At 62.1% G+C, this 19,341-nt stretch carries 18 protein-coding genes; 6 read left to right on the top strand and 12 right to left on the bottom strand.

All coding sequences use genetic code 11. The annotated features are described in order from the left end of the window. Nucleotides 1–162: 162 nt before the first annotated feature. Nucleotides 163–1,506 carry a nucleobase:cation symporter-2 family protein gene (locus AMS67_RS13520; protein ID WP_082305523.1) on the bottom strand — a complete coding sequence of 448 codons (1,344 nt, stop codon included), beginning with the start codon at nt 1,504–1,506 and terminating at the stop codon, nt 163–165. 172 nt (nt 1,507–1,678) lie between these two features. Here AMS67_RS13520 and AMS67_RS13515 point away from each other — a divergent pair, with 172 nt between their 5' ends. Both AMS67_RS13515 and AMS67_RS13510 read left to right on the top strand, forming a co-directional pair. Beyond that, nucleotides 1,679–3,937: a glycosyltransferase gene (locus AMS67_RS13515; protein WP_053387842.1), complete on the top strand. Its 2,259-nt coding sequence runs from the start codon at nt 1,679–1,681 to the stop codon at nt 3,935–3,937. Beyond that, the gene (locus AMS67_RS13510) at nt 3,934–5,250 is read left to right on the top strand and encodes a nucleotide disphospho-sugar-binding domain-containing protein (RefSeq protein WP_053387841.1); all 1,317 of its coding nucleotides are present in this window, start codon (nt 3,934–3,936) and stop codon (nt 5,248–5,250) included. The genes AMS67_RS13515 and AMS67_RS13510 overlap by 4 nt, the downstream gene beginning before the upstream one ends. Here the strand turns inward: AMS67_RS13510 and AMS67_RS13505 are convergent. Further along, the gene (locus AMS67_RS13505; protein WP_053387840.1) at nt 5,247–6,338 is read right to left on the bottom strand and encodes an FCD domain-containing protein; all 1,092 of its coding nucleotides are present in this window, start codon (nt 6,336–6,338) and stop codon (nt 5,247–5,249) included. The genes AMS67_RS13510 and AMS67_RS13505 overlap by 4 nt on opposite strands. Nucleotides 6,339–6,469: 131 nt before the next feature. Between AMS67_RS13505 and AMS67_RS13500 the strand changes: the two genes are divergently transcribed. Together AMS67_RS13500 and AMS67_RS13495 are read left to right on the top strand one after the other, a co-directional pair. After that, nucleotides 6,470–7,051, top strand: coding sequence for an RNA polymerase sigma factor (locus AMS67_RS13500; RefSeq protein ID WP_075201393.1), 582 nt, complete (start codon nt 6,470–6,472; stop codon nt 7,049–7,051). Further along, on the top strand, nt 7,048–7,845 hold the full coding sequence (locus AMS67_RS13495; RefSeq protein WP_053387838.1) for a hypothetical protein: 798 nt from the start codon (nt 7,048–7,050) through the stop codon (nt 7,843–7,845). The genes AMS67_RS13500 and AMS67_RS13495 overlap by 4 nt, the downstream gene beginning before the upstream one ends. A 34-nt stretch (nt 7,846–7,879) precedes the next feature. On the opposite strand, the gene AMS67_RS13490 is transcribed toward AMS67_RS13495, so the two are convergent. The 3 genes from AMS67_RS13490 to AMS67_RS13480 form a co-directional block, all read right to left on the bottom strand. After that, nucleotides 7,880–8,500: a TetR family transcriptional regulator gene (locus AMS67_RS13490; protein WP_053387837.1), complete on the bottom strand. Its 621-nt coding sequence runs from the start codon at nt 8,498–8,500 to the stop codon at nt 7,880–7,882. Nucleotides 8,501–8,579: 79 nt separating this feature from the next. Next, nucleotides 8,580–9,377: an SDR family NAD(P)-dependent oxidoreductase gene (locus tag AMS67_RS13485; protein WP_053387836.1), complete on the bottom strand. Its 798-nt coding sequence runs from the start codon at nt 9,375–9,377 to the stop codon at nt 8,580–8,582. Beyond that, nucleotides 9,370–10,140: an AfsA-related hotdog domain-containing protein gene (locus AMS67_RS13480; protein ID WP_053387835.1), complete on the bottom strand. Its 771-nt coding sequence runs from the start codon at nt 10,138–10,140 to the stop codon at nt 9,370–9,372. Before AMS67_RS13480 ends, AMS67_RS13485 begins: the two co-directional genes overlap by 8 nt. Nucleotides 10,141–10,530: 390 nt before the next feature. On the opposite strand from AMS67_RS13480, the gene AMS67_RS13475 reads away from it, so the two are divergent. Together AMS67_RS13475 and AMS67_RS17465 are read left to right on the top strand one after the other, a co-directional pair. After that, nucleotides 10,531–10,986 carry a hypothetical protein gene (locus AMS67_RS13475; protein WP_053387834.1) on the top strand — a complete coding sequence of 152 codons (456 nt, stop codon included), beginning with the start codon at nt 10,531–10,533 and terminating at the stop codon, nt 10,984–10,986. Between the two features lie 6 nt (nt 10,987–10,992). Continuing rightward, nucleotides 10,993–11,811: a hypothetical protein gene (locus tag AMS67_RS17465; protein ID WP_156316679.1), complete on the top strand. Its 819-nt coding sequence runs from the start codon at nt 10,993–10,995 to the stop codon at nt 11,809–11,811. A 203-nt stretch (nt 11,812–12,014) separates the two neighbouring features. Here the strand turns inward: AMS67_RS17465 and AMS67_RS17460 are convergent, their stop codons facing one another. The 7 genes from AMS67_RS17460 to AMS67_RS17690 all read right to left on the bottom strand — a co-directional run bounded on the left by AMS67_RS17460 (nt 12,015) and on the right by AMS67_RS17690 (nt 19,074). Then, on the bottom strand, nt 12,015–12,407 hold the full coding sequence (locus AMS67_RS17460) for a hypothetical protein (protein WP_206541773.1): 393 nt from the start codon (nt 12,405–12,407) through the stop codon (nt 12,015–12,017). Between the two features lie 393 nt (nt 12,408–12,800). Then, a complete protein-coding gene (locus tag AMS67_RS13465; protein ID WP_053387832.1) occupies nt 12,801–14,192 on the bottom strand; it encodes a phage portal protein in 1,392 nt (463 codons plus the stop codon). After that, complete coding sequence (locus AMS67_RS16955) at nt 14,189–14,566, bottom strand: hypothetical protein (protein WP_075201392.1); 378 nt, start codon at nt 14,564–14,566, stop codon at nt 14,189–14,191. The genes AMS67_RS13465 and AMS67_RS16955 overlap by 4 nt, the downstream gene beginning before the upstream one ends. A 613-nt stretch (nt 14,567–15,179) precedes the next feature. Next, entirely contained in the window at nt 15,180–17,369 is a 2,190-nt protein-coding gene (locus tag AMS67_RS13455; RefSeq protein ID WP_053387830.1) for a tape measure protein, read from the bottom strand. Nucleotides 17,370–17,578: 209 nt separating this feature from the next. After that, nucleotides 17,579–17,917, bottom strand: a complete 339-nt coding sequence (locus AMS67_RS13450; RefSeq protein ID WP_053387829.1) for a hypothetical protein — start codon at nt 17,915–17,917, stop codon at nt 17,579–17,581. A 104-nt stretch (nt 17,918–18,021) separates the two neighbouring features. Then, nucleotides 18,022–18,591: a hypothetical protein gene (locus AMS67_RS13445; protein WP_053387828.1), complete on the bottom strand. Its 570-nt coding sequence runs from the start codon at nt 18,589–18,591 to the stop codon at nt 18,022–18,024. 300 nt (nt 18,592–18,891) lie between these two features. Beyond that, complete coding sequence (locus tag AMS67_RS17690) at nt 18,892–19,074, bottom strand: hypothetical protein (RefSeq protein ID WP_053387826.1); 183 nt, start codon at nt 19,072–19,074, stop codon at nt 18,892–18,894. Nucleotides 19,075–19,341: the final 267 nt, after the last annotated feature.

The following is a 19,341-nucleotide window of genomic DNA, read 5'->3' as shown; positions in this document are numbered from 1 at the left end:
GAACCCCTCTCATCTCGCCGAATGCCCCCGAAGTGCACGCGCACATGGGGAGCGTTCGGCGAGATGAGAGGGGTTCGGCAAAATGAGAGGACCTCGACATCCGCTCACCGGGTTCGATGCGTGGGACGCAGCGTGCAGCGCGCGATCCGCGGAGTGCCGAACTCACGCAGGGGCGGCCGCCTGTCGGCGCCGCGCTGGGAGCAATTCGGTGAAGAGCAGGTTCAAGAGCACTGCGGTGACCGCAGCGGCACTGATGCCCGAGTGGAAAATCGTGCTGAACCAGGTCGGAAACTGATCGAAGAAGTCGGGTTGCACCACGGGAATGCAGCCGATCGCGAGAGATGCGGCGACGATCAGCATGTTATAAGTGCCCTCATACTGCACCTTGCTCAGTGTGCGGATACCCGAGGCAGCGACAGTTCCGAAGAGCAGAATTCCCGCGCCACCGAGCACCGCAGTGGGTAAAGTTGCGACGACGCGACCGAGCACGGGCAGCAGCCCAAGCATGACGAGAATGCCGCCACCGGTCGCGACGACGAATCTGCTTGTGATGCCAGTAATGGCGACGAGCCCGACGTTCTGCGCGAAAGCGCTCTGAGTGAACGTATTGAAGACGGGAGCGACGATGCTCGAGAGCATGTCAGCTCGAAGTCCGTCGGCGATGCGGCGAGAGTCGACCTGGGAACCAGTGATCTGACCGACGGCAAGGAGGTCGGCGGTCGTTTCAGTGAGGATCACGAGCACAACGACAAACATCGAAATGATGCCGCCAATCTCGAACGTCGGCCAACCGAAGGCGAAGGGTTGCGGCACGGCAAAGATCGCACCGTTCGTGACCGACGAGAAGTCTGCTTTGCCGAGGAGCAGCGCGATCACGGTACCGATGACGAGGGCGAGCAGGATCGCCAAGCGGGCGATCCCGAACGCTCGCACGCGCGAGAGCAGCAGTGCGATCAGCAGCGTTCCCGCGGCGAGCGCAATGTTTGCGATGCTGCCGTAGTCGGGGGCACTCGCATTGCCACCCATCGCCCAGCGCGCGGCAACCGGGATCAGTGATACGCCGATGATGGTGATGACCACACCCGTGACCACGGGTGGAAAGAATCGCACGATGCGGGCAAAGAACGGAGCGATCAAGAATCCGGCTGCGGCGGCAGCGAGTACGGCACCAAATACCGCCGGCATGCCCCCACCACCCTCGATGATCGCCGTGAGCGTCGCGACCGAGGCAAACGAGGTGCCCTGCACGAGCGGCAGTTGGCTTCCGAAGAATGGGATACCGATGGTTTGCAGCAGCGTCGCGAGACCGCCGATGAATAGGCAGCTCGCGATGAGTACGCCAATCTCGGCGCTCGTGAGCCCGGCCGCCGTACCAATGATGAGCGGTGGCGCGATGATGCCTCCGTACATGCTGAGCACGTGCTGCATGCCATAGGCAAGGTTCTTGCTCCAAGGCAACCGCTCGTCTTCAGGCCTGACTTCACGCGTTGCGGATCGTTGCTTCACGGCTGTACTCGCTTCTCGTTCAGACCGATACTGAGCGCCTCACAGCACTGCAGCCATCCGTCGCATGATCTTCGTGCTGGGCTTCTCACCGCAAGTAGGTTAACTTAGAAACTGTGTAACTTAAAGAAGTAACCAAAAAGCTTACAAACCGAGAGTCGGATCGAAGGTCCCAATGGGAGTGGTCACTCACCTGCAGCAGGTTCGCGCCGCAGACACGCTCACGCACGCGCTTGCACTGTCGCATGAATTCGCTTCAGCTCCAGCGCATGCACTCGATACTGGGCCCGCAATCGCTGAAGCGCTCGCCGCTGTAATTGATGCGCTGGCAGGCCCGGACCACGTGCTCTCTATCGCCGCATTGCACGCTGCAGCTCGCATCGATCACCACGTTGTCGACGAGATACTCGAAGAGGCCGTGCGGGATCACCGCGCGCACATTCGTGAGCACGCCGCTTGGGCTTGCGCTTCTCGCCCATTCCGCGAGTCCACCGTCGACGCCCTCTTGGAAATGGTGATGACGGGAGGTCTCGGCGGCATGCTCGCGCAACAGTGCTTGGAGGAGTGGGGCCGAGTACACGCCAGACTGATCACACGGCACCTCATTACAGCGCTCGCAAAGGGCTCAAGTGCTCACTCGCGCCGACTCCTCGTCGAGACGCTCGGACTGCTGCACACGCCGGACGCCATCGACCTGATCCAGCACATCGAGGCCGACGAGCAGGAGCCTGCGCCCGTCCGTGAAGCTGCTGCAGCAGCTGTCGCGAACCTCTCCGAGGATCGCGCTGCGCGCACGACAGAATGTGGAGCCCAATCTGAGCGCACCGGCGTCACCGTTGCTCAGCTCTTCCTCGGCGCCGACATTGATGCCGACCTGCGCCGCGTCGGGAGCGGCAACAACGGGGGTATCGCGACGCTCCTGGTGCGGCTGGGAGATGCGCTGGTCGATCCCGCAGTCCGGGAGGGCGGCCAAGAACCCCTCGGGCAATCTGGCGCAGTCTCACGCGTTGTCACGCTCTCGCGCGAGCGCGGTGACGCTCCCCGTCGCGCGCACAGCGCACACGTGCTAGCGACGCCTCCCGGAGCCCTCTCCACTCATCACACCTACGACACCGTATCGCTCGCCGTCACTGCGACGAGCGCTGACGACGCCTGGTCGAATTACGTCTCGGCCAGGCGAGGCATCGCTCGGGCGCTGCGCCGCCACGGCCCTGTCGACGCTGTCCACCTGCGCATGGCCGATGTCGGAACGCTCGCTGCCTGGCACGTCGCACGCGCCACCGGCATCGCCGTCGTGTTCACCGCCGCCCCTGATCCACACGCGCTCATCGAAACGCTTGAACACAGCGGCACGCTGACACGCGAAAACTTCGGCGAGCACGACGCGGCTGATCGCTATTGGTTCCGCACCCGACTCGTACACGACCTCGCCCACTCGGCACATCACACGGTGCTCATGCCGCGGGAGCACTTGCGCGAAGATTTCGCGCGACTCGTGGGCATCGATATCGCCGATACCGCCACTGGGAATGGGCGTGCGCGCCGAAGTGACGCCGCGCTTTCCTCCCAATTCTCCGCGATCGCTGAAGGCATCGACGTGCAGGTGATCGATGACGCCGTCGCCGAGGCAACCGACGCGGCGATCGGCTCGCCGCCTTCCCCTGCGATTGCACAGCTGCAACAACTGCTCGACGCGCTCCCTGCTGCACGTCGATCGCTTCCTCTGCTGCTCTCAGTCGGAAGACTGCACCGCGTCAAAGGAATGGCCGACGTCGTCGCCACCTGGGCCGGCTCAGATTTGCGCGATCGCTGCAACTTGTTCATCGTCGGCGGCGATCTGCGTACCCCTTCGGCCGAAGAGACCGAACAACTCGCTCGCATCGACGCGCTGGTCGATCCGGCACATCGGGCTGATGCCGGGCTGCTGCTGGCCGGCCACCGCCCGAACGCGGTCACGGCGCGGTGGATGGCGGCCGCGCAGATCGGTCTTCCCGGGTTTGCGGCGCCTCATGGGGTCTACGTGTGCGGCAGTGTGAAAGAAGAATTCGGGCTTGCAATATTGGAGGCCCTCGCCGCCGGCCTCTTCGTCGTTGCTCCCCAGCGAGGCGGCCCAGCAACCTACCTCGTTCACGGCGAAACTGGCTTACTCACCGACACGTCGAACGGCGCTGAGCTGCGCGATGCCCTGGCCGAGGCGTTCACCATTGCCGCGAGTCCGCACGCCGCGAAGCGGGCCGAACGCGCACGCCGTGCGGTGCTCGAACGGTTCTCGATCCGCACGATGGCCGCCAATCTGTCGCGCATCTACGCCTCCGCTACGGCGCATTCGCACGAGACGGGTCAGCGGCTCCACTGGCAGCCCTCCCTCAAAGCTCTTCTCTCTGCCCCTCCACGCTCCCTCGTGCATACCCTCGGATCGGACGGCCACTCGTGACTCTCCTCATCATCAGCCCCGACTACGCCTCGCACCTGTACCCGCTCGCGGCAATGGGCAGTGTCTGGCGCGAGCACGGGCACCGAGTGGTCGTCGCTACCGGCCGCGCGACCGCCGAGATCGTCGCCGCGTTCGGCTACGATCACGAACCCCTGCAGCTCAGTCAAGGCTCGAACCCTGGCACGATCCGCGCCGAGGAGCAGCCCCAGGGAGAAGATGACGCGCTGCGCGGATTCTTTGCGGCGACGCACGGAGGCATGATCGAGACGCTGGCGTTCCAGGCACGCGCTCGTCTGCACGATCTCATGTGGGAACCCGTCGCTACCGCAGGGCGCGTCCTCGACATCATCGAGCGGGTGCAGCCTGACGAGATCATCGTCGACCACCTCGCGTTCAGCGCGCGGCTCGCACTGCAGGCTGCTGGCGTCTCCCACGTCGACGTGGTGCTGGGTCATCCGACCGCGCTGCCCCTCCCTGCTGCGGGCGAACTCTACGGATACCCGCCTGCCTGGCCCGACGCGTTCGCACCGGATCCCGATGAGCTCGACGAGCTGCGCGAGCTGTGCCGCGAGGTGAGCGAGCGCTTCACCGAGGAATGGAATGCGGCACTTCACGAAATTGCCCCGGATCGTGCTCCGTCACCTGACGCGTTCGCCGAGCACGGCGACTTTCTCGTGTTCAACTATCCCGCAGCACTCATGCCGGCGGACCGAGCCGCCCTCTTGCCACCGCACACCTGCATCGGCTCGTCGCTGCGGCCAGAAGCCCCCGACGCTGAGGTGGCGTCGTGGCTGGAGGCCAGCGACGAGCCATTCGTCTACGTCAGCTTCGGCAGCTTTCTCTCAGTGCGCGGCGACGTGCTCGCCCGCGTCGCCACCGCCCTGCGCGACCTCGGGGTCCGCGCTGCGATCGCGCATGGTTCCTCGCACCCGGAAGCGCTCGGGGAGATCCCGCAATCTTGGCTCGTCCGCGAGTTCCTGCCACAGGTCACCCTGCTCGAACACGCGGCGGCAGCGGTGACGCACGGCGGCAATAACAGTGTCACCGAGGCTTTGGCGTTCGATGTACCACTCGTCGTGCTGCCGTTCTCAACCGATCAGTTCGCCGGTGCCGCGGCGCTCGAGCGAGCCGGGCTGGGGATCGCTCTGGCACCGAACACCGCGACGGTCTCGCAGCTCGCCTCAGCAATCTCAGCGACCCTGTCCGGATTCGGTGATCGTTCTGCCGCTGCAGCGACCATCGCTGAGTACCAAGGCGCAGAACTCGCGTTCCAGGCTCGGCGGCGACACATTTCCGCTGCGCACGCTCGCTAGAGCAGGCACGCCTTCTCGAACGCGAGTTCGGCACCGATCGCGTCTCGCGCCCAGATCGCCGCCGCGAGATCTTCATACCCGGAGATGACGCGGTGCCAGTTGTTGGCCTGTTGCGTCCATATGCCGTCAAGCTGGTCTCCCAGCGACTCAATCGTGTTCTTCACGGTATTCACGAGGTGTCGGTTCGGGCAGGCTTCGAGCAGCAACCGCACCAGTGCCGAGCCGTGCTCGCGGTGCCGGGCAATGTCGCCCGCGTGTGCCGCTCCCTGCGCCCGCTCGACCGCGTGCAGTACACGCGAAAGCTCTGCTCCGCGCAGCTCAGCGGCGGTCAGCCTAACGGTCGCACCGAGCAGTGCGCCCACCATCTGTGTGACCGCAACATCATCGCCCGCGAGCACCGAGGGGGCCGGCTCAGCGATGCCGTCGGAGAGCTGCGCGACCGAATCCCCGGTAATACGGAACGCATGCTCGAGCGCCAACTCCGCAGCAACCGCGTCGCCGCTATCGATGGCCGACCGCAGCGCAGAGTAGCTCCCGTGCAGGCGATCCCACTGCGGTGCTTCTTCTGCCTGCGTCAACGAGATGAGATACGAGAGCGCCTCGATACGCCCCTGCGTTGCGCGCGCGAGCTCGGGGTTCGGGCAGGCGTGCACGAGGAATTCGATGAACTGCCAGGTGTGCGCCGCGTACTCGTAGGGCTCCTGCTCCCCGACGGCTTCAAGCAACTGCCCGAGCTGCAGCGAGAGAGACTCACGCTCGCACGTCGGTAGCGCTGGAATCGTGACTCGTGCCACCCCACCCAGCAGCGCACCGAGGCACTGGATGATCTGATCGCGCTCTTCCAGAGCAGGCAGCACGACACGTGGGCGCTCGATGTCGACGGCTTCGATCAGCCCGACCTTGGCCAGCTCGCGCATCACGTCTCGTGCGGCGGAGTCTGAGAGCCCGAGCCATCGCTGCAGCTCCCAGTAATCGATCGCCTCGCCTGGCTTGAGCGTACCGTCGAAAATCGCCGACCGCACGCGATGAAACGGCGTATGACTGAGTTCCGGGCTTCCCGATTCTGCGGGGGTGCTCGGGATCGCCATGCGTGCTCCAGCCGGTCGAAAACAGCGTCACCGACACACTACCCGGAGCGCGCTCCGAATTTTGCATTGCTGCGAACATGCACAATCGATCATCGGTGTAACGCCGCGCGTATTGCCGGACACTATCAAGTATGGAAGCAGAAGTGCGGGTCGAAGCTGAAGCGTGGCAGCAGGCCGTCGGCGGCAGCGCGGAAGCGTTCGGGGTCATCTTCGATCGGCACCGCGATCGCGTGTATCGTCACTGTCTGCGAATGCTCGGCGGCACCCACGACGCCGAGGACGCAACCGCAATCGCTTTTCTGGAACTCTGGAGAAAACGGGATCGGGTGCGCATCGTCGACGGCTCAGTCGCGCCGTGGCTGCTCGTGACGGCGACCAACACCGCTCGAAACCTGAGCCGTTCTCGTCGGCGATATCAGCAGTTTCTGCACGCGCTGCCCGAAGCCGCTTCAGCACCCTCCGCTGAGGAACGCGCCGAGCTCTTCGATGTGGAGCATCCCGAGCTCAACGCCGCACTCGCTCGCCTCCCGGATGCCGATGCCTCGCTCTTCGCGCTGGTTGCGCTCGAGGGATACACCCCCGCCGAAGCCGCCGAGGCGCTCAACATCAGCGGATCCGCCGCGCGCACCCGCCTGCACCGCATTCGAGCGCGATTGCAGCGCCACCTGCAACGCACGACCAGTGCGAGCATCCGAGCAGAGGAGACCTCATGAGCGACCACACCATGCGCGAAGAGTACGCCGACGCACTCCGCGACGCCCTCATTCACGAGGTCGTGCGTACCTCGCAGCCGCAACGCCGACGCCGGCGCCGACGACTCTTCATCGGCTCAGGAATCGGACTCGCCGCAGTGCTTGCAGGCGGCGGCGTCGCCATCGCGAGCGGTGTGTGGACCGTCCCCGGGGGTGTTGCCCTCAGCCCTGTCTCTGAGATCGGCTCGACCGCCCAAACGGGGAGCGGATCGATCCCCCTCGGTGATCCGCCGGCTGAAGCAAACGCGGTCGAAGTGTCGTTTACCTGCCTGACCGCGGGAGAATTCGCGTTTCCCGCAGTACCGCCTGACCCATCGCACCCGGCGAACCCGAATGAGTTCACGGGCGTTGGATGCAGCGAACCGACGAGCAACGGGCCAGTGCACGGCTACGTACCACTCGCTGCACTCGACGGGAATGTCTTCACGGTGACCACGAGCCCGGAAGCCCGGTGGACCGCGACGGCGAACTACGCCACCGCCGAGATCACCGCGTGGGGCACGAACAACCAGGGTGAAGATTACGGTGTGAGCAACGAACTCGGCGTGCCCGATCTCGTTCGCGCGGGGGCCACGAACGGCAAGATCGGCTACGTGCGCAATTCCGATCTCATCGGCACCATGCCGGGTTCACCCGAGGAAGTCGAGGCCTGGCAAGAGGGGCAGACAGACTCGCGCACGATTCCCGTCTACGACGAAGACGGGATCACCGTCATTGGCGAATTCGTCATCGTCGGCGACTCGGCCACCGAATAGAGTCCGCCCCGCTCTGCGTCGACGCCGCGCTCCCCTACTCCGGGCGCAGCAGGTGCCGCAGCAGGGGCATGGCGAGCTCCAACCGCGCCGGCAGCGATTTCCACCCGTCACTCATGCCCGACATCACCTGGGCACCGACGAAGATCTCGTTGAGGAGCTCGCCGATGTCTTCCGCGGGCTGCGTCGACGTGATCGATCCCTCGGCCAGGCCCTCACGAATGAGGTCGGTCGTCGTGTTCTGCCAATCGCGATAGTGATCGTGCCCGACCTGCTTGAGGTTGTCGGGAAGCGACGCGAGCAGCCGGATGCCCGCCTGCACCACCTTGTCGACCGAGATCAGCGCCGCCATGTTCGTGAGCAGCACCAGCATGCGGTCGAAGGCCGAGTCGTCGCCGGCGACGCTCGTCGTGAACACCTCAGTCATACGGGTCTGCTGCAGTGTCAGCACGGCAGAGGCAACGTCGTCTTTGTTGCCGAAGTGGAAGTAGAGTGACCCAACACTGACACCGGCTTCCTCGGAGATGTCGGTGAGCTTCGCGTTGTTGTAGTCCAAGCGCGCGAAGACGATCGCCGCCGACTCGAGCAGCAGGGTCTCAGTTTCCAGGCTGCGCGGTTGCCGCTTCCTGGGGGTGGTACGGGTGGTGTTGGAGGCCACGGGGGCACCTTCCTGTGTTGAGAGCTTCGTCCATCGTATGAGTGACTGGGTGGGCGGCCGATGAGGCGGTCGCCTTAATTCATGTCGCCTCTCGCACCGACTTCTGATGCCCACGACGCGCACCAATTGTCGACCCACCGGTGACGTCGAGGGCGGTACCCGTGATTCGACGGGCGGCGGGAGACGCCAGGAACACGACGGCCTGTGCGACGTCATCGGGGTGCGCGACACCGCCGAGCACTGCGAACGTGTCCATATAGGCGAGTGCCTCGGCATTCTGGAACAACTCATACCCGTTGTCGGTGAACCCGGGGACCACGGTATTGATACGGATGCCTCGTTCTGCCAGGGTTTCGGCGGCCTGCACCGTGAACGATTCGAGCGCGGCTTTACTCATCGCGTACGCGGTATCACCCGGGCTTGAAAAGTGGGCGGACGCCGATGAGACGTTCACAACCGAAGCGCCTCTCGGCATCACCGGAAACAGCGACTGCACGAGAAAGAATGGTGCGCGCACGTTGGTGGCGAAGAAGTAGTCGAAATCGTTTGGCGTCGTCAATGCAAATGCGGGGCTGAGCAGCGCGGCGGCGTTGTTCACGATGAGGGTGAGCTCATGGCCGTCAGACACCAGCTGCCGTGCGCGGTCGCTGACCGAGACCACACCGGATTGCCTGCTCAGATCAGCACGCACGGTGAAAGCTTCAACACCCGCCGCCGTGCACGCCCGTTCGATGTCGCGCAAACGCGAATGCTCGGCGCGCGATTGGAGCAGAAGCGTGTACCCGGCGGCGGCGAGCGCGTGCGCAATGCGACTGCCGATCCCGCCGCTTGCTCCGGTCACGAGCGCAAGCCCGCGAGACGGCGTCTGCTCAGTCATGAGCGAGGTGCCGCTCGTGCGTCGCGAACCGCATCTGCACCTGCGCAATCTCGACGCCACCCTGACGCACGTGCGCCGTCGACGCATTCGCCTGCTCGCGCCGGTCGATGTCGATGGGCGCGTTCGCGGTTCCCACTCGGGTGAAGTTGACCTCAAGCCACTCGACTGCGCGAACGGTGCGATTGGCCCGAGTCGCGTCGAGGGCACGCGAGACGATCTGCATGCCGGCCAGGTGAGCGCGCTGCGTGTCGACCTGTGGCTTTCGAGCATTGAGACGCAGCATCTCACGGGCTCGCTGAGCGATCGAGGGCGCAGGGTTGACGATGGTGGATCGACTCATCTGCTCGATCCGCTCGAACAGGTCGGAATCGAGATAGACCCCTTCAATCTCGCTGCGTGCCGCACGTGCGCAGCCGGCGACGATCTCCACGGATGCCGCCACGACGACTTTCTTGCCGGCGCGCGAACGGTGAGACCGGCACAGCAGCGTCAGTTCTCCGGAGCGGCTCAACTCTGCGCCTGCAACCGCTGTGAATGCGGCCCGGGTCAGCAGCGACCGCGTCTCCAGCGGAACGCCCAGCTGCAGGTGTGCGAAGCAGTGCATCGCTTGGCGTGCGGTTTCAATGGCGACGACTGGTCCCAGTTCGACGTCTGCAGGGATCCGGTATCGAAATCTCGCGCCGACCTCCGAGATCTCGATGACCTCTTGCACCCACGTGCGCCGATCGTCTGCCTGGTGCGCCAGAGTGGCGAGCGATTCCATATAGTCCGCCCCTCAGCCGGCATGCCATTTCTTGAATCCAAAAATAGATTCTAAGCGTGCTCGGCGAAAACGGTGAGGGCTGCATGCATGAAGGTGAGGAATTCCCAGGGTTTGCCAGGCACAGCACACGGCATCCCAGACAGGCGCATGGGAACACAAAAGGGCCCGTCGCAATGCGACGGGCCCTGGTGGCGGAGGATAGGGGATTTGAACTCGTCAGGGCACGTGAGCACCTAGGCACGCCAGGGCGCATGTAGGCGCATGAACATGCCAAACCTTCATGGGCCGAACACCCTGCAGCACTCCTAAGATCACGGCGGAGCATGGACGGTAGCACATCATTAAGCACATGGCTCAGCGCAAATCCTTTGCAGGTGAGATGCTTATCCCATGAAGAAGCTCCTCACAGTTGCGGCCATCTCCCTCCTTGCACTCACCGGCTGCACCGCAGCATCGAACTCCGACAGCACAGCGAAAGAGTCCACTGAAACCACGGCAACCACCGAAGCCGCAACTCCGGTCGACCTCGCCGGCGAATGGAAGCAGACAAACTCCAACTCGCCGGAGAACTACCAAACGGCGACCATCAGCGGCGAAACCATCTCCGTCGACTGGGTCAACGAAACCGATAGCTCGAAGTCGGTCTACTGGGCGGGCACGTTCATCGCACCGACCGAGCCCGCCGACTCCTACAAGTGGGACTCGGTGAACGACACGACCATCACCGACACCGCGCTTCTCGCCTCCGGTGACGACACGAAAACGTTCACATACGAAGGTGGCGTGCTCAGCTATGACGTGACCGCGATGGGAACCACGCAGACCGTCAAGCTTGAACGGCAGTAAGAAGTAGTGATTCTCGATGTCTTGAGTGCTGCCGCAGATGTTGAGGCGCAGCTCATCGCACAAGCGGAACTAATCGACTCGATCAGGCTGCTTGTACTTTCATCATTAGTCCCCCTGGCAGTGGTCGCAATCACAGTCCTCACAAACTCATACCTGGCACGTGATGCCCGCCGCTCCGAGTGGAATATCCAAGCAGTTCGAGACGCCCGCACTTTCAATACGGAAGCCTTGCAATCTGCGACAGACCTCTGGCTTTCTTTGGCGCACTTGTCCAGAGCAAGAGACAAATTCGTAGAAGAGGTCGAAGCCGCAATCTCTCAACAAAACGCAGGGAGCCCATCGGACACGAAAGGCATGAACCCAACCGAAATCAACGTGTTAGCGAACTTCTCTTACCCCGCTGATCAAGTCGAAAGGAATGCTTTGGCGACTGAAGCCTTCCGGGCGTCGCTGAACAAAGCTCGGGTTGTCGGTGACCCGCCTATTTATGAAGCCCTGAAAGGAATTGACCTCGACAGATCCGAAGTCGTTTTTCAGCTAGAGAACGGTAACCCGAAGTCGCCAATTTCAGAGCTAGATTACATGCTCGAACCCCTCTACCTAGCCGCGTTCGAGGCTAGCTACCGACATAATCAGGTGCTAGCTCACAGCGTTTTTGGGATTTTCGGTCGAAGGCAGCATCTGAAGAGTGCGTATAAGGAGTACGTGCATTCTCGCGAAGGGATGATCGATCAGATGACGAGCCCACGAATCCCTGAGGCGCAGAAGACCTATGACAAGAATCGGGCCGAAAATGCAGGGGAAAGCAAAGCCGCGGAGTCTTAACTAGTCGAATACTGCGATAAAACAGAGAAAGCCCCCTGCAGGCCCAGTAGGACACTGCAGGGGGAACGTGAGTTTTAGTCGCCGGTCACCCGGAACTCGTTGCGCTCGATACCTTTCGAGGCCTCGATTATCTCGGTCGTGCCGTCTTTCTCGTCAGGCGGTTCAATGGGGAATTTTCCGGAGTTAGCCATAAAGAACAACTATCACGGAATCATAGAAAGCACTACAGAAGCTGCCAGTCCCAGAAAACCTGCATTCAGCAACTTTGCTTTCCTAGCGATTATCGCCTCAGCCTTCAGCACGTGTTGAAAGTACTTATCGCCGACCCAAAACATGTCCACATAAGGTGGATTTCCGCCAGACACTATCCGCTTACGCAGCACAAGATGATCTAGTTCTGATCCAACAACAGTTCTAAGGACTGCCACCCCGAAGCCGATGGCGACCAATGCCGCAATGCCTGCCGCAGCGGTGATCGGTTCAGGGTCACTGCCGATCTCTCCCGTCAATTGGAGAGATGACGCGATCGCGGTCGAACTGATGAGCAGTCCAGCTCGAGTGTCCAGTGAACCGCTGCGAGTCCGGGTGCGGTCCATACGACGTCGGCCCTCCTCCAAGAAAAGTTCCGCGTGTTCGCGATCATGTGGATTGTACGAAGAAGTGCCCCACCATCCCATTCTTGGAGATTACACCCCACAGAAAGCCGACTGCCCGGACACAGTCATTGCTTCAAATACTGTTGGAGTCAAATGGCTCATCAGGGTACGGGTATGAAGCTTCCTCCCGGATTCGCTCTTCCTCACCGCCCGGCCATTCGTTTGTCATCGACCAGATCTCACGCCGGCGACGCCATTCCTCGAAGCGGCGTTCCCAGTCATGAAATCGACCAAGCCGCGCATTGACCGACTCGGAGTAGTCATCTTTGAATTGCGGTAGCGCGGCCATCTCGAGATCGCGGGGTATCCCGTTTCCGTTGATTCTCCGTCGCCTCATGACGCCACCTCGGCTTCCACTGCTTCACGGTTCACCGTTAGAAGTTCGCGCGCAGAAGCCCGACGCCGGGTGGCCTGCATCGAGTCGATCTGGTGCCGGTCATACCCGAGCATTTCCAGCGCTTCATCAGTCTCAGCGAGCCACGGGAACGACGACACCTGCTTAGTAACCGCGTCAGACGCAGACACCACAGACGGCAGAGCCGGGTTCCGGAAGTGCGGGCGAATCTGCCGGTACACCTCACGAGCAACAGGCGAATCATCGTGAATACGCAGAGCCCCAACCACGAGACGCTTCCAAGCGGGAGACACCGTGTCAGTGAACTCCTTCGCATCCAACACGAGGTCTTCCTTCGCCTCGATAATCGCGTCCGCCGATTCAGGATTGTCCTGCACGATGCCGAACGACCGTGGCGTCATGTTGAACTCCGAAGAGACCAACGAAGCCAACTGCCGGATCTGCGCGAAATGCGGCTCGAACGACTGCTGCGAGAACTGACCCACGGAGGGAAGATCGCCGTTCTCGTCGCGCCCCACCGCAAACATGCGGCCAATAACCGCCTGCCACGCCGGGATCGACTTACCGTCCGGGCCAATGAATGTATCTTCATCGACTCCGAGCGCATACCGTTGCGGCGCAGAGAAGAACTCAGCGGAGACTTCAGAACGAAGCAACGTGCGAACGCCAGAATCCGTCAGAGCCATTACCGCGCGCGAGATCCGCGACTTTCCAAACGGCCGCGACAGCGAAGGTTTGTGAGGCAGTACCTCCACTGGCATGCCAAGGTCATGCTCCATGCGCTGCACGTCCCACCGGAGACCTGTCCACCGAAACGCAATCACTTCCCCCGGCATGTAGAGGTTGAAGCGCACAGGCTTGCCCTCATCACTGAACTCGATGACAGACAATGCGGACGCCAAAGCTCGCTTGCGGGTGTCCCACCGGGCAGTCGCCACAGACGACGATTTCACCGAGATCAGAGCCCTAGGCTCGCCCAAGTACTCGTCCCCCTTGTGGACAAACCCGAACGCGCACGATGCCACCGCGGCGTCGGTGTGAGCCATTCGAGACTCAACGCCCAGTTGGTTGCCTTCAAAAACATCAGTGAGCCCGATCGAATCCGCGTCGACACCGGACGGCGTTGAGAAACCGTCCAACACAGACCGCTTCACCAAGCCCTCGACGCCCTTCGCGGACCAACCCAACACCGTCTCAATCGATCGAAGTTGCGGCGGGATCGCGATACCGAGATCCTTCAACCCCGATTTGTAGTCGTAATAACGCCGATGCACATCATTCCTGCGCTGATGGTGCTGCAGTTGCGCGAACAGCCCTTTGAGCTCCGTACCGTAAGGCTCAGGGATCGCGTCAAGCGACAAGTAGCTCATTTGCGCCCCCTCATTGCGTAAGTGCCACGCACACCCCGTGAAGGTGGCAGGTCATCGTCTTCGAGCCCCGGAACGTCGAGCGTTGCCAGGAGTCGAGCAAGAGCGAGACGCTGCTGCCGCCCTTCAGCGATCGCAGGATGAAGCCGAGAACCCTGCGACGAATCGATCATCGTCCCATCGGCATCAACAGCCTCTCGAAGTTTCTCGATCTGGTCGCGGACTCGACATGCTTCCTCAAGGACCGCGAGTTCATGCTCTGCAAGCTCGAAATCGCCGGCAACAGCACTCCACAGCTTGCTTCCCTTCGCTCCAAGCCCCTCAGGGATAGCGTGATCGCCACCGGAATCGTGGTCAATAAGTGAATCGTCGGTCATGGTTTCTCCAATCATGGTGTTACGGATAAACCGCGTAATCGCGCGGAAGTTGAGATGTGTCATCTGACACAGGTGTCGGATTTCCGACAGGTGCCGAAGTTGCTTCGACCCACCCTTTTCGCGCGCCAGAAAGGCGCACACAAGCGCTCAGGCACACCAGGGCCCCGTCGTTTCGGAAAAACGGGGGGAGATAGCCCTAAGCACCTGGGGAGGGCCGCGGACGGGGTGGGGAGGGGGTGTGCCCCACCCTCCGGGCGCTGGCTGCTGCCCGCTTGTTGTGTCTGCACCGAAGCTGCAGTCGTGTCCGTTCAGAGCCTGTGGTGGTCGTGCTTTGTGTGGGCGGTGGTGGTGTCCGTCCTGGTGTTGCGGGGGCCAGCGTGGGCGTGTTGCACGGGCAGGCAGGTCGGTAGATGGTGTGGGGCTGCTGGTGATGTCGCGAGGGGTGTCCACAGTAGGTACACCCCTACGCCTGGGGTGAATCTTCCCCGCACGCTTTACCCGAGGTGATGCATTTGCATCACCTGATCCCACGATGCCAGTGCCGGTGATGCGGTGGGGTGGCTTGTTTCTGAGGGAGGGGGCAGGTTTAAAGCCGTACCCCCTCCCCTCTTCGTTAGAACCCCGTGCGTCTCCGAGCCGCTGCGCGTTGGCTCGAATAGACATCGATCTCTTCGTTGGCGACTACTCGTGCCCTGGTGAGGATTGAGCCGTCTGCGTCCACGAGGGTGATCGCGTCGGGTATCGCGGCGGATCGTGCGTCTGCTGGCACACTCACTAGGTGCGATACCTGGCTGTCGATCCGGCTCGCGATCGCCTGGTCCCCGATACCTTCGAGTAGCCCGAGGCCCACCATCTTGCCTACTTCGTCTCGGAAGACGCGTGAGGGAGAGTGGATGCCGAGTGCTGATTTGGCACCGTCGACCATCGAGCCGGCGACGTTCTGGATGGCTGCGATGGCGTTGCCGATCATGGATGAGACACCGTTGATGAGGCCTTGCACCATCTGTTGTCCGACACCGACGAGGAGGCCGGGTAATCCGGCTACTGCGGAGCTGATCTGACCGGGCAGGCTTTGAACGAGTCCGATCACCGCTGCGATGCCGTTAGAAACTGCCGACGTAACGTTGCTCCACACTCCCCCGACTGTTGAAGTCAGGGCGTTCCATGAAGTCGTCCACCAGTTGCCTATGGTCGCAAGGCTGATCGAGATGACGTTTCTAACCGCCGTCAGTCCGTTGGTGACTAAGATCGCGATCGTGCCGAGCGAGTTCGCTACTGCCGTGGTCATGCTGAGCCAGAAGGGTGCCCATTGCTGGATCACGTCTTCGGTGAACTTGATGGTGTTCACGGTGGCTTCGGATACCCACTCGCTGAATCCTTCGAGCGATCCGCCGAGTTCCTGGATGCCGCGAATTAGTGGCCCGATGAACGGGAGCCACACGAACATCTGGTCGCCGAGCTTCGCCCAGTCGGAGGAGGTGTTTGAAGCGAGGTTGCCTTCGTCTTCACCGAACAGGAAGCTTGCGGCGTCTTTCAGGAACCCGAGTGATTCAGCGAGCCCTTCGACCGCGTTTGCGAAGTTGGAGACGGATGCGGATGCCACCGGGCCGACTGCGGCGATCAAGTCAACGAGTGCGGGGATGCCCTCCTTGCCGAGATCCGCGAGGGACACAGCCAAGTCCGTCAGAGCGGGCGCGAGCTCCACAATGGCGTCTGCGAGCGCTTCTGCGAGTCCGGGCAGTTCCGGCGCGAGCGCTGTGCCAAACTCGGCGAGAACGCTCCCGAGTTCTTTCCAGATCGTTCCGGCCGCTTCTCCCAGCGCGGGCAGCACGGGTGCGAGTGCCTGCATGATTTGCGGGATCGGACCGTTCTTGAGGGCTTCGAGAATGCTGTCGAACCATGCGAGGAACTTCTCGCCCGATCCTTGGATTTCGAACATGCCGGCGAAGCGTTCGCGTAGGCCTGCGACGACGGGCTTTGAGCGGTCGGTGATCCCGTCGAAGATGACGGTGAGCTCGTTGAAGAAGTCTTTGGCTCCGCTGAGTGCGGGTCCGGCGAATACTTCTCCGAGTCGTGACAGTGACGCTCCGAGGTTGGCAAGTGCCCCTCGCGTGGTGTCTCCTGAAGCGAGTGCGGCCCCGCCGACGTTGTCTTCGAGAGCTTTCCTGAATCGCTCGGCGTCAACCTCGCCCTTAGTGACCATCTTCGACATCTCTTCAGCGGTCACACCGTACTCGTCCGCAAGCATCTGAAGGATCGGGATGCCACGCTCCGTGAGCTGGTTGAGGTCTTCCGTCTGGACCTTGCCCTTGGCCGTGACCTTGTTCAGGATCGAACCGAGCTCTTCCATCGAGACGCCCGCGATGGTGGCCGCATCCGCTGTCAGGCGGAGATACTTCTCGAGCTCTTGACCGGGTTTGATGCCGGCCGCGACGGCGGTGGCTGCGGTCGTGGCAGCCGCGTCGAGACCGAACGCAGTACCCTTCACCGCACCGAGGGCGTTCGTCATGATGGTTTCGATCGACTGGGTATCGTGCCCGAGACCTTTGAGCTTCGCTTGCGCGTCTTCGATGTTGAGCGCTCGAGCAATGCCGCCGCCGACTGCGAGTGTTGCGACGGTGCCGCCAAGTGCTGCGACGCCTAAACCGACACGCTTGATGCCCGTGCCCAGCTTTGAGAAGAACCCGTTTGCTTTCTTCTCGCTTGTGTCGAGGGCGGTATCGACTTGCCCTTCGACTGCTTTTCCGAATCCTCTGCCTGAGGGCAGGAGGGTGACGTATGCAACGCCTACTTCTTGAGCCATTTCTGGCCCCCTTCTAGCAACCTCTGGTCGCGCAACGCACGAAGGGGCACCGATCGTTTCAGATCGGTGCCCCTTCAGGGTCGAGCGAGTGACGGTTTAGTTGTTGGACTTCGAGCGTTTAGCGATCGTGGCGATTGCTGAGTAGACGACGAGTCCGCAGAGGGCGGTGACGGCGATTGCGCCGGCCCATGATGCGATGTCCCAGGGGTTCATTTGCGGTTTCCTTTCTTGCGTCGTGCGGCCCGGTTCGTGGGGCCGCTGATGTTGTTCACGGTGGAGAGGAGGTCGGCATAGGAGCTAACCGCTTCGAGGCGTGATGTGAGGAGGGTGCGTGCTGCGCCGTCTGGGATGATGTGCGCGATGATGCCGAGCACGTTCCCGAGGGTTGCTTCGACCACGCGCGCCGTGTCGGCATCGGTGAGCTTTTGGCTCGCGAGCACGAGGTAGGCGTTTCTGAGTCGCGATTCGGGGTCGTCTGAGACGACTGCTCGAACGACGTTCGATGTGTGTGTCAGCGCGTACACGTCAATTTGTTCTTGGTTGAGCACGTCACTTGCCTTTCGCAGCGCCGAAGGCTTCCGCGGCCTTGTTTTCAATCCCGGAGCCGTTGAGCGGGAGTGGGGTGGGCGTCGGCTTCTTCTCCGCCATGCGCTTACCGCTCACCAACGTGCGAGTAGTCCATGCCTGCCTGGAACTGGTTGCGCAGATCACCTTCGAAGCGGTCGATGTAGGCCAGTGCTTCGATTCGCTCGCGGTCATAGGGGCTTCGTTCCGCGTGCGCGTTCAGAACACCGTCGAAGCCTGTGTCGTAGGCGCGCGAGACGAGGGCAGTAACGAGTGTCTTATCACCGACCTCCTGCGCCTGCTGGTACATGGTGAGGGCCTTCGAATCGTCGCCTACGTCGAGTCGGCTGACGCGGTCGTTTGCATCGCGGAAGGCCATCAGGTCGCTCGCAGTTGGCGCGTAGCCGATGCTGAAGAGTTCCTTGCGGAGCGATTCACGTTTACCGGCCATGAACTCTGACTCCTTCTGCTTCAGGGAGTCGAGGGCCGCATTCGTCTTATCGCGGGCAGACGTGATCTCGTCCGTCTTGCCTGTGGTGCTCAGCCGGTCGTTCTGCTTGATCAGTTCGCTGTCTTCGCGGAAGCGTCCGCGGTGGCCGTGCGCGGATTCGCGGAACGTCGAGAGCTGCGCCTGAATCTGTTCGGTCTGTGTTGCCATGGGTTTCTCCTTCAATGAAAAAAGCTCCACCGATTTGGCAGAGCTTGTTGGTCGACACCGGGTGGTGCCAGGTCTAGTGTTCGGACCGAATCTCAGTGAGCTGGTCCGCGATTTCCTTTGCGAGCCGTAGGGCCGCGTCGGGAGGTAGTACGAGGATTGGTCGCCCGAGAAGGAGGATGGCGATGCCAGGCTCTTCCTTGTTGAGCGGGGCCTGCATGAGGGCTCGTCGCACGTTGAGTTGTGCGGCTTGCCGGTGGTTTTCCTCGTATCGGTGACGGGCGGCGAAGAACACTGGCCCGATCATCGTTCGCGCCGTTCGTGTTCGTCGCACAGGTCGTGCACGGCGTCCACGAGTTTGCGTGCGTTCTCGTAGGGAACGATGACGAAGTGATTTCCTGAGTCGATCCTTATGACTGGCTGCTTCACCCCGCCGACGAGCCATCGGGTGCGTTTCGCGATGACGGTTGGCCCGATTTCTGGCATCTGTGTTCCTCCTTGTCTGTCGCAATCTGGATGCGAACGATTTCATGACGCCCGGTACATCGCCCGCCACACCGCAGAGCATCGAGCTCAGTGAGCGCAGCCTGAGCGAGGGTCGCCGACGACCAGAGTGTGACTGTGGGTGTGCGGCACCACGCGATGACTGCGTAGTGACCGTCGCCCTGGACCCAGGCGAGCGTCGGGAACGCGCAGCGGAGAAAGGTGCTCTCCGACTTGTGATGGCTCTTACATCGGTGGTTGCGGTACGTC

Origin of the sequence: Leucobacter japonicus (genome assembly GCF_001273855.1) — a bacterium.
Classification (GTDB): Bacteria; Actinomycetota; Actinomycetes; order Actinomycetales; family Microbacteriaceae; genus Leucobacter; species Leucobacter japonicus.
The sequence above is the reverse complement of the archived record's forward strand: the minus strand, read 5'-3'. Positions and strand labels throughout refer to the sequence as shown.

What these genes read in the sequence shown, in the direction of transcription:
- AMS67_RS13515 (WP_053387842.1), top strand. Translation starts at nt 1,679, where the DNA reads ATGGGAGTGGTCACTCACCTGCAGCAGGTTCGCGCCGCAGACACGCTC.
- AMS67_RS13505 (WP_053387840.1), bottom strand. Translation starts at nt 6,338, where the DNA reads ATGGCGATCCCGAGCACCCCCGCAGAATCGGGAAGCCCGGAACTCAGT.
- AMS67_RS13500 (WP_075201393.1), top strand. Translation starts at nt 6,470, where the DNA reads ATGGAAGCAGAAGTGCGGGTCGAAGCTGAAGCGTGGCAGCAGGCCGTC.
- AMS67_RS13495 (WP_053387838.1), top strand. Translation starts at nt 7,048, where the DNA reads ATGAGCGACCACACCATGCGCGAAGAGTACGCCGACGCACTCCGCGAC.
- AMS67_RS13485 (WP_053387836.1), bottom strand. Translation starts at nt 9,377, where the DNA reads ATGACTGAGCAGACGCCGTCTCGCGGGCTTGCGCTCGTGACCGGAGCA.
- AMS67_RS13480 (WP_053387835.1), bottom strand. Translation starts at nt 10,140, where the DNA reads ATGGAATCGCTCGCCACTCTGGCGCACCAGGCAGACGATCGGCGCACG.
- AMS67_RS13475 (WP_053387834.1), top strand. Translation starts at nt 10,531, where the DNA reads ATGAAGAAGCTCCTCACAGTTGCGGCCATCTCCCTCCTTGCACTCACC.
- AMS67_RS17460 (WP_206541773.1), bottom strand. Translation starts at nt 12,407, where the DNA reads ATGGACCGCACCCGGACTCGCAGCGGTTCACTGGACACTCGAGCTGGA.
- AMS67_RS13465 (WP_053387832.1), bottom strand. Translation starts at nt 14,192, where the DNA reads ATGAGCTACTTGTCGCTTGACGCGATCCCTGAGCCTTACGGTACGGAG.
- AMS67_RS16955 (WP_075201392.1), bottom strand. Translation starts at nt 14,566, where the DNA reads ATGACCGACGATTCACTTATTGACCACGATTCCGGTGGCGATCACGCT.
- AMS67_RS13455 (WP_053387830.1), bottom strand. Translation starts at nt 17,369, where the DNA reads ATGGCTCAAGAAGTAGGCGTTGCATACGTCACCCTCCTGCCCTCAGGC.
- AMS67_RS13445 (WP_053387828.1), bottom strand. Translation starts at nt 18,591, where the DNA reads ATGGCAACACAGACCGAACAGATTCAGGCGCAGCTCTCGACGTTCCGC.
- AMS67_RS17690 (WP_053387826.1), bottom strand. Translation starts at nt 19,074, where the DNA reads ATGCCAGAAATCGGGCCAACCGTCATCGCGAAACGCACCCGATGGCTC.